Genomic DNA, 13,101 nt, shown 5'->3' with positions numbered 1-13,101 from the left:
GGGGCCCATCTGCGCATGCCAATGCGGGTGTGGCCATCCTGGCGATGTGCCGGGAACAGCAAGCCGTGGCTACGGCGGACGAGCAGGCAGCGCGCTGTCCTACCCCTCCCGCGCCTACGCCCCTGCATCTCGGCACCGCGCCCACCGGGGGCAAGTTCCGCCTCCGTCGGCGCGGGCGTCACCCGCCGGTCCTCGCCGGACGACGGAGCAGGGCTCAGGCAACGGGGGCTCGGTCAGTGTGTAAGCCCCCAGTACGCCCTGCACGTGTACGCCGATCCGGCATGGATGTTGGCGTTGGAGATTTTCTTGGCAGGCTTGACGTCCACATCCGTTCCGCCAGCGAATTTCACCGTTGAGGTATGTTTTCACCAGGGCGCAATGTCATCGGCTACGCCATCCGCACGGTCCCGGTGATCGGCACCGCCACCAACATCACCTCTGTGCTCGGCTTCTTCGGCCTCGGCGAGACGGATCTGAGGCGCAGCGGCCAGCCGTCGTCGACGACGCACCGGGCCAGACGCAGCCTGCCGGTCGGCGTCAGCGGGGCGTTACGGTGGATCACGAGGGCCTCCTGAGCTTCGGCGGTAGATGTCGCAATCCCACCGAGCCAGAAGGCTCTCACCTCGTTCAAGCACCCTCATAGGCATGTCGCCTGTCACCAACGTGCCGGGACAGCACACCTAGTGCAGCGCCGCATTGATCTTGCGAGGGTCATGCGGCTTTGAGTGGGGTGCCGTCGTAGGTCCAGCGGTACGGGTGGGCCTCGTCGTCGTAGGCGAGGGTGAAGTCGCGGATCTGGCCGATGAGGTCCTGGCGCGAGGTGAACTCACCGCGTCGCAGCAGTCGGCGGGCCAGGATCGAAAAGAAGATCTCGATCTGGTTGAGCCACGAGGCGTGTTTGGGCGTGTGGTGGACGGTGAATCGTGGGTGCGCCGCCAGCCAGGCTCGGGTCGCCTTCGAGGCATGGGACGACCCGTTGTCGAGGACCAGGTGGATGGTTAGGGCCGGGCCGATGCTGCGATCCAGCAGACGCAGGAAGCGGATGAAGGCGGCCGAGTCGTTGCGGGTGATGTCCTCGACCAGGAGCTGCCCGGTGTGCACGTCCAGGGCCGCGACGATGGAGGCGGTGCCGTGCCTGCGGTACTCGAACTCGCGCCGCTCGATTCGGCCGGGGCCGGCCGGGTCGGATGGCGTCGGGAGCGGGCCTGCATCGCGGTCTTCTCGTCCACGCTGAGCACCACCGAGTGGGGCGGGCGGTGCAGGTAGAGCGCGCACACCTCGGCGGCCTTGGCATAGAAGCCGGGATCCTCTGGTCGGGTGAGCCAGCCCCGCACCAGGTGCGGTTTGAGGTCGAGGTCGGCCAGGATCCGGCCGGCCTGGGACGCTGAGATGCCGGTAAAGGCCAAGTGATGGGCTATGGACCGATGGGTCCACCGGCTGTCGGTGGCGGGCCGGTCGGAGGTGACGGTGGCGATGATGGCCAGGTGCACGTCGGGGCCGTAGCGGCGTGAGCGGCCCGGCCGGGGCCGGTCCTCCAGCGCGGCCAGGCCCTCGGCGGCTAACCGCTTGCGCCAGCGCCGCACGGTGTCCAGATGCGCGCCAAGGGCGCGGGCAACAGCCGCGTTCGTGTCACCGTCCGCACGGGCCAGTGCGGCCCGGGCCCGCTGCACCCGGCGCAACGGTGCGGTCCGCGATCGCGTCAACTCCTCCAGTATCGTGCGCTGTTCACTGTCCCAGGCGACCTGGAACGGACTTTCCACCGGCACACGCCCCCACTTCCCCAGCTCCGGAATCGCGTTGATCATTGTCGTCGGCAGGGGCCACGCGTCCCGTCGGCACACGGCAGGCACGATGGCAGGAGGGCCGCTATGGCGAACAGCAGGAGTGCGAAGGCGACCTCGCGGACGGCACCGAGCCCGAGCCGGACACCGCCTACCCCCGATGCCTCACCGGCCGCCGAGCCTGCCCGCCCGAGGACTGCGGCGGCATGTGGGGATACGACTACCTCATCGAGATCCTTGCCGATCCCCACCACGAAGAACACGAAGACCGCCTGGAATGGCTGGGCCTTGACTCGGCCGACCAGTTCGACCCCGCAGCCTTCGACCCAGCACAGGTCAACGCCGCGCTATCCGCCCGCGCGACCGTGCCCGTCAAGAACTGACACGTCACTGCCCCGCTGTCAGCAACCCGCGTCTCTTGCTGACAGCGGAACAACGACCCCCACGAGATCAATGCGGCGCTGCACCAGGCCGTGTCTCGAAAGTGGATCTCGGGCAGTGAATGATCACGGTTCATGGGTCGGGGAGATCAAACGGACAAGCAGTGGGCGGTGTTGGAACCGTTGTTGCCGAAGGGGACGAGGGTGGGGCGGCCGCCTGTCTGGCCTCGGAGGTAGCTGATCGACGGCATACGATCCCGGGTCCGGACCGGTGTGCCGCGGCGGGACGTGCCCATCGAGTACGGGCCGAGGAGGCGGATCTACGACCTCCGCCAATGGCAGCGGGACGGCACCTGGCACCGGATCCTCACCCGGCTCCAACCCCTGGCCGACGGCAAGGGCCACGCGCTACGACAAGCTCCCCGTCCGCTACGAGGCGACCGTGCTGGCCGCAGCCGTGAACGAGTGGCTGTGACCAGCACCATCGCAACGGCCCTCAGACGACGTCGAACTCGTTGCCCTCAGGATCCTGCATTGCTGCGGCGTAGAGCCCCATGTCCGGCTCGTCCTTGATCCTCAGCACAGTGGCACCGGCTTCGACCAGCTGGTCCACAGTGGCCCTGACCCGCCGCGCGCGGATGTCCAGCGGGACATCACGGCCACCACCGACCTTCAGGTCGAAGTGCCACCGGTTCTTGGCGGTCTTCGGCTCCGGAACCTGCTGGAACCACACGCGCGGGCCGCGACCCGCCGGATCGACGATCGACTCCGGTATGTCGCCGGCCCCGGTCGGCAGCTCTTCCGCAGGCACCCCCATCGCCTCCCAGTAGGCGCGCCACGTGGCGTGCCCGTCCGGCGCGGGCTCGGGCACATAGCCCAGGGCCCGGGCCCAGAACGCCACCATTCTCTGCGGATCGGAGCAGTCGATCGTCAGCTGCAATGTCATCTCCATGCCCGGAGCCTCTCAGACAGGTCTGACAGACGAACCACTCTTGAAATTTGACATACGCCCCAGGGTCCGTCTTCAAACAGATCTTGCCCGGAGCAGGAGAGACGCAAGAGGTTCGGCCGCGCCGGCTTCCCGCTCCTTCGCAATCGCGTTCTCCTCACGTGACTCCAGTGGCGCCGTCATGGACCTCGTGTCAGACCCCGGACGCGGTGGCGTACCTACGGCCCGCCCGGCAGGCGTTGCGGAGTTTGACTCGGCGTCAGAGCATCGCGATTCGGTCGTTGCCCGGACCGGCAGATTCGCTCTCTTTCCCGATCTCCCATGCTTCAGCAGGATGAGCTGCGCGGGCCACCGCGCGCCAGCTTCACTCACACTTTCAACGAAAGGGAAATGAAGGACCAGCTGCCCAGGGCCGTCGGTCGCTGAACCTCAGCCCCGCGTGTGGGGACGAACGCCGGACGCAGCTGGATGCCTGGAGAGAGGCAACAGGCTGCGTCCGGCTATTGACAGCTGAGGGCGCGCGGGCGGCCGCTTCTGGGGCCCTGAAACCATCTGCTGCCACGGCGAGCACGCAGTGCCGCCTTGGCCACGCCGGGCGGGCGGCTTCTCCGCCGCACTATTGCTGCCCATGTCGGGCGCCGGAAGCCGTCGTCGGCGCTACGCCGCAACCACCCCGGAGTCGGGAGGCGGCCACAGGGCCGGGGCGGTGAAAGACCGGCCGGGATGTCGCGGCACGCACCGTGCCCGCCGCGTTCATCCTGGCTCCGGGCAGAAGGTGCAGGCTCCACGCGGGTGCTCGGCAGACGGGGCAATGGGGTGACAGCAGTGAAAGCGAGTCCGCCACCGAATAAGATCGGGCCGAGGTAGTCCAGCGCCCGCTCACGCGGCTCGGACCTGCCAAAACGGTGCCCGCCAACGTCCACCCGGCAGTCGGCTGTTTCGGCTGCCGCTCGCCTAGCACCGAGTGAGGGGTGCGGGGCTTGGCTTCGGCGATCAGGTGTAGACGAAGGCCCCCGGCGCGGTGGTGGTGCCGCCTGTTGTCGTCACGGTGACGTTCGCGGGGCCGGGGGCGGCCGCGGGGGGAGTGACCGCGGAGATCCGGGTGTTGGAGATGACCCCGAAGTCGGCCGCGATGCCGCCGACCGTCACCGACTGGGTGGACGCGAGTTCGGTGCCCACGATCAGGACTGGGTCACCGCCTGCGGTTGAACCTGAGGACGGGGTCACGGAGGTGATGCCGGGTTGTCCCACATAGGTGAAGGTGGACCGCCCGTAGGAGTTGCTCCGCGTGACCACAGTGACCGGCACGCTGCCGGCTGTCTGCGCGGGCGGCACCGTCACGGTGATCCGGTCGTCCAGGACGGACGACGGAGTGACGGCCACGGTGCCGAAGCGCACCGATGTGGTGGTGATCAGGCCGTGGCCGGTAAGGGTAAGGGTGCCGCCCCCGCTCAGCGGGCCGGACGTCGGGCTGATGCTGCTCAGCACCGAGTCCGGGAGGTAGTAGAACCGGCCTACGGTTCGAGTGGTGTTCTGCCCGATGGTGGCATCGATCTTGACGTCCGTGACGAGGCGCGGCGAGACGGCCAGGAGCTCCTGGGCGTTGAGGACCGTGAAGGAGACGGCCGGTTGGCAGCCGAAGCGTACGGCGGTGGTGTTGCGCAGTCCTTCTCCGAAGATCTCGACCGTCGTCCCACCTGACATGGGCCCGACGTCGGGGTACACCGGACGGTGCGGTCAGCACCTTCACCGTCTCGTTGCCGTTGTTGACCACGTAGACGGTGAGGTCGTCCGGCGTGACCACCGGCCAGGACGGCGCGTGGAAGCCCGGCACCGTATCAGTGATCTCGTTGCTGATCAGGTCGATGGCGGAGACGCTGTCGTCGCCGTTGCGCGTGACGTACGCGAGCAGTCCGTCGTGGCTGACCGCCACGCCGAAGGGGATGGGCAGCCCGGTGACCGTGTCTACGATGGTGTGCGTGGCCGTGTCGATGACGTCCAGTTGGTTGCCGCCGTACTCCGTCACATAGACGCGCTGCCCGTCCGGAGAAACCACCACCCCCCGGGGAAAGAGGAACCCGGTGAGGGTCGCGATGACGGTGCGGGTGGCGGTGTCGATGACCGCCACACTGTTGGTTCCGAAGCAGGCCACATAGGCGCGCAGCCCGTCCGGGGCGACTGTGACCCCCCACGGCCCGCTGGTCACACCGATCGTGGTGATGACGCTGCGGGTGGTCGTGTCGATGACGCTGACGCTGCTGCTCCCGAAGTTCGTCACGTAGAGGTACCGGCTGTCCGGGGTGATCGAGGCCACGATGGGTGCGTGCCCCACTGGGATCTCGTCTGCCAACAGCGGCTCATTCGGCTCCATGACGTCCCCCCGGCTCGGGGACGCCGTCCCTGCGGACGACCGAGGCGCTGGTGACACCGGTGCTGCGGCCGGGGGACGAAGTACCTCTTGCTGAAGCGTATGGGCTGGTGCTGACGCTGATCACTACCGGAACCATGACGCTTTCCTTTTCCTGTTTTCCGGATCGATCGCCACCGCGGCCGACGGTTGGTCAGCCAGTGGCTCAGGACGGGTCGTAGACGTAGGGCAGGGCGTTACTGTTTCCGGCCGGGGTGTGCGCCACGACGTTCACCGTGCCGGGTGCTCCGCCCGGGCTGGTCGCGACGACCTGGGTGTCGGAGACCGCCGCGAACGAGGCCGGGGTGCCGCCGAAGGTCACCGCGTCGGTGTATGTGAGGTTGCTGCCGCTCAGCACGATCGCATCGCCTCCCAGGTCCGTGCCGTGGGAGGGGGTGAGGCTGCTCAGGACGGGCGCCCCCAGATACGTGTAGTACGGATTTCCGGTGGCCGCCGTACTGGTCCCGCCCGGCGTGGTGACGGTGACGACGACCGTGCCGGTCCCGGCCGGAGCGGTCACGCTCAGCTGGTTGTCGGAAACCACGGTGATGGCGGTGGCCGGGTTCCCCCCGAAGTTCACGGCGCTGGTGAGCGTGAGATTGCTGCCGAAGACGGTGACCGTGTTGCCTCCGGTGGCTGGGCCGAGGTGGGTGGACAGATCATTGACGACGGGCGCCGCGATGTAGAAGTAGGGCAGGGGATTGCTGGTGCCGCCGGCAGTGGTGACGGTGACGTTCACCGAGGACGGTGCCCCGGAGGGCGCAAGGGCGGTGATCTGGGTCGCGGTATTGGTGAGAATGACCGCCGAATTGCTCCCGAACTTCACCGAAGTGGCACCGGAGAGGTTGGTGCCGTTGAGAGTCACCGTGTTGCCACCCGAAGTAGGACCCGACGCGGGGCTGAGACTGCTGAGAACCGGAACCGGAGCAGCAACGTAGGTGTAGCTGAGAGCATTGCTGGTGCCGCCGGGCGTGGTGACGGTCACAGCGACGGTGCCGGTGTTCGCAGGCGCGATGACGGTGATCTGCGTGGCCGTGACGGTGAGGATCGTGGCGACGTTGGCACCGAACTTCACCGAAGTAGCACCCAAGAAATTGGTGCCAGTGAGGGTCACCGTGTTGCCACCCGAAGTAGGACCCGACGCGGGGCTGAGACTGCTGAGGGTGGGGACTGAGGTGTAGGTGAAGAGCACGTTCTGGTTGCTGGTGCCGGTCGGCGCGGTGACCGTGACCTGGACCGTTCCGGTCCCCGCGGGCGTCCTGGCCGTGATCAGCGTGTCGCTCACGATGACGAAGTTGGTGCCGTTGGGGCCGAATCGGACCAGGGTGGCACCGGTGAAGCCAGAGCCGATGATGACGACACTGGTGCCCCCCGCTGGGGCACCTTGGGCGGGGCTGACGCCGGTCACTACGGGGGCCATGATGCTCTTCTCCTTCTTGTACCGCCTGGAAGGCCGCACCTGGCCGGCGGTCGTGGCCAGGGGGTGGGGCGTCGCCGCCTGTCCGCGTCAGGCGCTGCGGGACAGGCGGCGACGTGGGGTCGGCCGTTGTGCCCGGCCGTCCCCGACGGTCAGGTGAGGGTGAAGGCTTGGGCGTTGGAGTTGCCGCCGCAGGTGTGGACCGTGATGGTTCCGGCGCCGGCGGCGAGTCCGCCGGGCACGGTGGCGACGAGCTGGGTGTCGCTCACGGGGGTGAAGACCGCTGTGGCAGTGGCGGCTGCGCTGTCGGTGAAGGTGACGGTGTCGACGCCGACGAAACCGGTTCCGTTGACAGTGATCTGGTCTCCCCCGGTACCCGAGGTGGGCAGCACGGAGGTGATGGCCGGCGCGAGGTAGTAGTCGATCTGGGTGGTGCCCGAGGAGCTGGTACCGCCGGCGGTGGTGATGGTCACCGGCTGGGTCGACACGGTGCCGACCTGGCCGGGGTTGGCCGGGGCGGTGAAGGTGACCTGGTTCGGCTGGGTAGGGGTCACCGCCACGTTGCCGACGGTGCCCACCCCAACCTGCGTCCCGGTGAGGAAGTTGGTGCCGAACAGCGTCACCGCGCCACCGGTAGCGGCCGACACGCAGGTGACGCTCGTCCCTGTCGTGGTCGGTGTGGCGATGACGAAGAACGGCAGCGCGTTGCTGGTGGCACCTGCGCTGCTGGTGACGCTGACCGAGACCTGGCCGGAGCACGGCGCCGAGTTGGGCACCACGAAGGTGACCTGGGTGGCGGTGACACTTGTCGGAGTGACTGCCGCCGTACCGAAGTTCACCCTCGTTGTGGTCGACAGAGACGAGCCGTTGATCTGGACGGTGTCCCCGGTCTTGCCCTGATTGGTCGCCGTTGTGGTGTCCACCAACGAGGTGATGGTTGCCATGATCTTCTCCTTCGAACGTGCCTGCCGCCGCGCTGCAAGTGAGCGAAGAGCAGGCGGATGGATGACGCGGCCCGCAGCCGCTTGGGGATGTCCCAGTGGGCGCAGTGGGGCGGGAGAACATGTGAAGGCGGTTGCCTCAGGGCGTCTCGGCGGTCGTCCTATGTGAAGCGACGCGGCGCCCCAACATGAGGCACCGTCAGCCTCGCTCAACTTCGCGATCGCAGCGCAGTACGGAGCAGGCGAGGGCGTGTTCGCCCAGCGCGCCGAGAACTTGTCGCGCAAGCTGGCAAGTTGAGTTCCCGGCTGGTGTCAGCAGGGGGCGGGCAAAGGGGCGGTGGCGGCGCAGTTGTTGGGGGCGTTGCCGGACACATTGCTGGCGAGTAGCGTGACGGAGCCCGCGTTCCGGTAGATGCCGCCGCCGTTGACGGTGGCGCCGTTACCGGTGACGCCGCTGGCGGTCATGGTCAGCGCGGTGTCCGTGTAGATGCCGCCGCCGTATGAGGCGTGGCTGCCCCGGACACCGCCCGCGGTCATGGTCACCGACCCGCCGAGGTTGGCGATGCCGCCGCCCACGCCGAGGCCGGCGTCACCGTTGCTGATCGTGACCGTGGCCAAGGTGAGCTGCCCGTGGGCATCCGGGAATTGCGAGGGACCGTCTACCTCGATGATGCGGAAGGAGGGCGTGTTCGACGCGCGAGTGATCTCGGTGGCCAGCCCGGTCATGGTGATCGGCGTGGTGATGTTCGGTAAGCCCGCCGGTCCCCCGCTGCCACCCGTGCTGTGTGCGCCGGTCAGGGCGTAGGTACAGAATGGCGCGAGGATCAGGTCACCGCCCCCGGCGGCGTTGGCCGCGTCGACGGCACTGACCAATGCCGTCTCGCTGCACGGCACGACCACCACTTGCGCCGAGCCTACGGCAGCCGCGTGGGCCGCCGGGGCGGTGAGCAGGAGCCCACCGGTCGCGCCGATCCCAGCCAGTAATCGAAAAAGGTTGATGGCTCGCACAACGTCCCCTTCAACGTACATATGAGCCACCCTCATCAGCCGATGCAGCGTAAGAGCGCGTCGGCCGACGGCTTCCTCCGATGGGCGCCCTCGCACACCTGTGCCAGTATGCGCAGGCAGATGCCACTGAGCCGCATTCCCCAGCGGAGGGATGGGCAGCCCACCTGGTCGATATCACCAGTAAGCCATCTGGCCTCCCCGCCGACAAGAAATTCGATGGCTCGCCACCCATTCGGCGCAGCGCACCACCCCGAGGGCGCAACTGGGCTGAACTCCTTGCCTCACGCGCCGACATCGAAGAATCACCTCAGCCGGCGCTCCACCGGCAGGGCCCGGCACTGCTCGGGGGTGGGTCCTCTCCGCGGAAGCGGAGGTGAACCGAGGATGCCGAGGCCGACCACCCCCATCGCAAGCAGTACGCCGTCGGCGCACCGACCCTCGCCACCACCCTGGCCAACAAACTGGACCCTCCCTGCTCGGCATCGGCCTGGGCGCGGTCGACTTGCCCCGGGCGGTGCTCCGGCGCCGGGAGAGAGGCCAGGACCCTGACCGATGTCGTAAGCATCGAGAGTCGATCGCGAGTGCTGATGCGGACGGCGTCCAGCCGAGGGGCACGCCTTGAGTTTGCCGGTGATGGCGGGCGAGGTGGTTGCGCAGGCGCCCGGTGCAAGGTGAAGTGCGGCGGCGCCACCGGTGGGCGCCTGGTCTGCTGTGAGACGAGGTGGAGACTTTCGCCCAGCCGCCCGAGGATCGGCTCAACCGTCGGACGTCTTCCCCCGGCGGGGTGCCTGTGGCGACTTCGCAGCCGCGGCCTCGGCCTCCGCCTTGGCGTCGCTCACAGCAGCGGCAGCCTGCTTCACGGCCTCGTCCGCAGCCGTGGCAGCGTCGAGCGAAGCCGTCGAGCCTGCCTCGAGCACCCAGGTCCGGCCTTCATCAGACGTGTCGTCAGCGTCGGCGGCGACTGCTTCTTCAGGTTGCGCAGGTTTGGCAGGAGCCACCGTCGACTGGTCACCGAACGCACTGGTGACGGTCCGAACTGCTTCGGTCAGCTCCCCTGGGATCACCCAGAACGTGTTGTTGTCGCTCTTCGCCAAGTGCGGGAGCGTCTCGAGGTACTTGTAGGCCAAGACCTTCGGGTCGGCGTTGTTGCGATGGACGGCCTGGAAGACACGCTCCACCGCCTTTGCCTCGCCGTCCGCTCGCAAGATCATGGCTTGTTGCGTGCCCTGTGCCTCCAGGATGTCCTTCTGCTTCGTGCCTTCTGCGGTAAGGATCTTGGCTTGCCGGTCCCCTTCCGCGTGCAGGATGGCCGCGCGCTTGTCACGCTCGGCCCGCATCTGCTTCTCCATCGCTTCCTTGATGGTGTTCGGTGGATCGATGGCCTTGATCTCGACGCGGTTGACTCGGATGCCCCACTTGCCGGTGGCATCGTCGAGGACGGTGCGGAGCCGGGCGTTGATCTCCTCACGCGAGGTGAGCGTCTCCTCCAGGTCCATGCTGCCGATGACGTTCCGCAACGTGGTCACGGTCAGCTGATCAATCGCATGCAGGTAATCAGCGACCTCATAGGCCGCCGCCCTGGGGTCAGTTATCTGGTAGTAGAGCACGGTGTCGATGTTCACCACGAGGTTGTCCTCGGTGATCACCGGCTTGGGGTCGGACGAATAGACCTGCTCGCGCACGTCGAGTTTGGTGTTGATGCGGTCCGCCACCGGCACGACCAAGTTCAGGCCGGGTTGCAGCGTCCGGCGATATCGGCCGAACCGCTCGATGTTGTAGCGGCGCGCCTGCGGGACGATCCGCACAGTGGAGGCCACGAGGAAGACGACAGCAATGGCCGCCACAAGAATGAGGATGACAACTGGATCCACGGTGCCTCCGTTCCCCGGTGTTCAGGCGTTCATGGAAGGAGTTGGCGGGGGTAGACGATGGCCGTGGCGCCTTCGATCTCCATGACATCCACCAGCGCTCCCACCGGGATCACAAGGCTCTCGTCGAGGGCGCGGGCGGACCACTCTTCGCCGGAGAGTTTGATCAGGCCGCGGGTCGCGGTGACCTCTTGCATGACCTCGGCCCGCTTGCCGATCAGCGCATCGCTGCCCTCGCGTGGGAGGGGTTGCTGTGCCATATGCCGCAACGCGATAGGACGGATGATGACGAGACCTGCTGCCACTGCTGCTCCGAGGGCCACGAGCTGGCCGAGTATCCCGATGCCCACACCAGCAACTACGGCGGCAACCAACGCGGCGCCCGCCAGCAACCCGAAGACGAGTGTCAGGGTGAAGAACTCCGCGGCACCCAGTGCCGCGGCGGCGAGCAGCCATACGAACCACGGCATCGAATCGCCCTCCTTCAAGGGCCTTCTCCACCAAGCTACCTCCCGGAACGCCGGGCAGCACTGACACGGCAGCTGGGGTCCGTGATCGTGATGGTTTGCCCTGACCGGCGGGAAACCGCCCCCTGCCCGCCGATGAACCGTCCGCCCCAGCAGGACGGCCGGTCCGGTCGGGCTCGCCCCGCACCACCATGGCCGGGCAGCGGCCATGCGCAGCCAGGCGTGCACCGCCGTCGAGCCCGGAGAAGACCCGCGAACCCGCCGGTCTCCATCACCGTCAGCGCCTCATCCGCCGCTGGTTCATGTCATGCACATTTCTCCATGCAAGCGCCCGAAGAGTCGTGTGACATCAAGGGTCAGACGGGCTGCCCCCGGGCACCAGCGACACCCACGGCTCTGACCTCGACGCGAGAGGTAGCCGCACGACCGAGATACCCATCTGGCCCTGACAGGGCCGCGGCGGATAGTGTCTAAAGAACGCGTCAAAAGATGCGGGGTGTGCCGGGAAGTCTGGTCGGCGATTGAAGGGGCCGTGTGCCCACATGCCGATGCCCCGGAGGTCTCGGATGCGTGCTGCCCGCCGTGAGCGTTCCGTCTTCCTTGGTCTGCTGCCCTGGCCGGAGCGGGTGCAGGTGGCCCGGGCCCTGCGCACGGAGACGGTCGGCGGGCTGGTGCTGCTGGCGGCTGCCGTGGTGGCGCTGGTGTGGGCGAACACCCCCTTCAGCGGCACCTACGAGCAGATACGCGACTTCCACTTCGGGATATCGTCGCTCGGGCTGGACCTGTCGGTGGGGCACTGGACCGCGGACGGGCTGCTGGCCGTCTTCTTCCTGGTCGCCGGGATCGAGCTGAAACGCGAGCTGGTGGTCGGAGAGCTGCGGACCCCGGCCACCGCGGCCCTGCCGGTGGTCGCCGCCGTGTGCGGCATGGCGGTGCCGACCGCCTTCTACCTGGCGACCGCCGGAATCGGCGGAGGCAGCGGGGCGGGGTGGGCGGTGCCGATGGCCACCGACATCGCCTTCGCGCTCGCGGTTCTCGCGGTGCTCTCCACCCACCTGCCTTCCGCCCTACGGGCCTTCCTGCTGACCTTGGCCGTGGTCGATGACTTGGGCGCCATCCTGGTGATCGCGATCTTCTTCACCGCCGACCTCAACCCGGCCGCGCTCGCCGGCGCCTTCACCGGGCTGGTTGCCTTCTACCTGCTCCAGCGGCACCGGGTGCGCGGCTGGTGGTGGTACGTGCCGCTCGGGGTGACGGTCTGGGCGCTGATGTACATCGGCGGGGTGCACGCCACCGTGGCCGGGGTGGCGATGGGACTGATCCTTCGCACCACCCGCGATGCGGGTGAGCAGGCGTCGCCCGGGGAGCGCACGGAGCATCTGCTGCGACCTGTCTCGGCCGGCGTGTGCGTGCCGCTGTTCGCCCTGTTCGCCGCCGGCGTGAGCGTCTCGGGCGGCGCGCTCGGTGAGGTGTTCACCCGCCCGGAGCCGCTGGGTGTGGTTCTCGGACTGGTCGTGGGTAAGACGGTGGGGATCTTCGCCGGCACCTATCTGGCGGCCAGGTTCACCCGCGCCCGGCTGAATCCGGATCTGGCGTGGGCGGATGTGCTCGCGCTGGCGGTGCTGACGGGGATCGGCTTCACCGTCTCCCTGCTGATCGGCGAGCTCGCCTTCCCCGACCCGGCTGACGCGAGGCACATCAAGGCCGCCGTCCTGCTCGGCTCGCTCATCGCCGCAGGTCTGGCCGCCCTTCTGGTCAAGCGGCGCAACGGGATCTACCGCCGCTTGTGCGAGGCCGAGGACCAGGATGAGGACGCCGATGGCGTGCCCGACATCTACCAGCAGGCCAGCCCCGGGCACGGTCGTGCCGGGGGCGGAATGTGA

11 protein-coding genes and 2 pseudogenes are annotated in these 13,101 nt (G+C 67.9%); 4 read left to right on the top strand and 9 right to left on the bottom strand.

The window, feature by feature from the left end; all coding sequences use genetic code 11:
• The first annotated feature begins 359 nt into the window (after positions 1-359).
• Complete coding sequence (locus ACFWJW_RS03505) at positions 360-575, top strand: hypothetical protein (RefSeq protein ID WP_387234408.1); 216 nt, start codon at positions 360-362, stop codon at positions 573-575.
• A gap of 139 nt (positions 576-714) precedes the next feature.
• Here the strand turns inward: ACFWJW_RS03505 and ACFWJW_RS03500 are convergent.
• Positions 715-1,670 (bottom strand): annotated as a pseudogene (locus ACFWJW_RS03500) (IS630 family transposase); the annotation flags it as partial.
• Between the two features lie 134 nt (positions 1,671-1,804).
• On the opposite strand from ACFWJW_RS03500, the gene ACFWJW_RS03495 reads away from it, so the two are divergent.
• Positions 1,805-2,164, top strand: a complete 360-nt coding sequence (locus ACFWJW_RS03495; RefSeq protein WP_387234246.1) for a plasmid pRiA4b ORF-3 family protein — start codon at positions 1,805-1,807, stop codon at positions 2,162-2,164.
• Between the two features lie 493 nt (positions 2,165-2,657).
• Here ACFWJW_RS03495 and ACFWJW_RS03490 read toward each other — a convergent pair whose 3' ends face one another.
• On the bottom strand, positions 2,658-3,113 hold the full coding sequence (locus ACFWJW_RS03490) for a VOC family protein (protein ID WP_387234243.1): 456 nt from the start codon (positions 3,111-3,113) through the stop codon (positions 2,658-2,660).
• A 990-nt stretch (positions 3,114-4,103) separates the two neighbouring features.
• Positions 4,104-4,835 carry an IPT/TIG domain-containing protein gene (locus ACFWJW_RS03485; protein WP_387234240.1) on the bottom strand — a complete coding sequence of 244 codons (732 nt, stop codon included), beginning with the start codon at positions 4,833-4,835 and terminating at the stop codon, positions 4,104-4,106.
• A gap of 71 nt (positions 4,836-4,906) precedes the next feature.
• On the opposite strand from ACFWJW_RS03485, the gene ACFWJW_RS03480 reads away from it, so the two are divergent.
• Entirely contained in the window at positions 4,907-5,140 is a 234-nt protein-coding gene (locus tag ACFWJW_RS03480; protein ID WP_387234238.1) for a hypothetical protein, read from the top strand.
• Here the strand turns inward: ACFWJW_RS03480 and ACFWJW_RS03475 are convergent.
• The 6 genes and pseudogenes from ACFWJW_RS03475 to ACFWJW_RS03450 form a co-directional block, all read right to left on the bottom strand.
• Positions 5,092-5,481 (bottom strand): annotated as a pseudogene (locus tag ACFWJW_RS03475) (YncE family protein); the annotation flags it as partial. The gene ACFWJW_RS03480 and the pseudogene ACFWJW_RS03475 sit on opposite strands and share 49 nt — an antisense overlap.
• A gap of 202 nt (positions 5,482-5,683) precedes the next feature.
• Positions 5,684-6,937 carry an IPT/TIG domain-containing protein gene (locus tag ACFWJW_RS03470; RefSeq protein WP_387234235.1) on the bottom strand — a complete coding sequence of 418 codons (1,254 nt, stop codon included), beginning with the start codon at positions 6,935-6,937 and terminating at the stop codon, positions 5,684-5,686.
• Positions 6,938-7,086: 149 nt separating this feature from the next.
• Positions 7,087-7,878 carry an IPT/TIG domain-containing protein gene (locus ACFWJW_RS03465; RefSeq protein WP_387234233.1) on the bottom strand — a complete coding sequence of 264 codons (792 nt, stop codon included), beginning with the start codon at positions 7,876-7,878 and terminating at the stop codon, positions 7,087-7,089.
• A 309-nt stretch (positions 7,879-8,187) separates the two neighbouring features.
• Entirely contained in the window at positions 8,188-8,883 is a 696-nt protein-coding gene (locus tag ACFWJW_RS03460) for a hypothetical protein (protein WP_387234230.1), read from the bottom strand.
• A 755-nt stretch (positions 8,884-9,638) separates the two neighbouring features.
• Positions 9,639-10,754 (bottom strand): SPFH domain-containing protein, encoded by a 1,116-nt coding sequence (locus tag ACFWJW_RS03455; RefSeq protein ID WP_387234227.1) that lies wholly within the window; start codon positions 10,752-10,754, stop codon positions 9,639-9,641.
• 29 nt (positions 10,755-10,783) lie between these two features.
• Complete coding sequence (locus ACFWJW_RS03450) at positions 10,784-11,221, bottom strand: NfeD family protein (protein WP_387234224.1); 438 nt, start codon at positions 11,219-11,221, stop codon at positions 10,784-10,786.
• Positions 11,222-11,784: 563 nt separating this feature from the next.
• On the opposite strand from ACFWJW_RS03450, the gene nhaA reads away from it, so the two are divergent.
• Positions 11,785-13,101, top strand: a complete 1,317-nt coding sequence (gene nhaA, locus ACFWJW_RS03445; RefSeq protein ID WP_387234221.1) for a Na+/H+ antiporter NhaA — start codon at positions 11,785-11,787, stop codon at positions 13,099-13,101.

Origin of the sequence: Streptomyces sp. NPDC127097, assembly GCF_042724075.1 — a bacterium.
Classification (GTDB): Bacteria; Actinomycetota; Actinomycetes; order Streptomycetales; family Streptomycetaceae; genus Streptomyces.
Note: the sequence above shows the minus strand (reverse complement) of the source record. Positions and strands in the feature narration are given on the sequence as shown.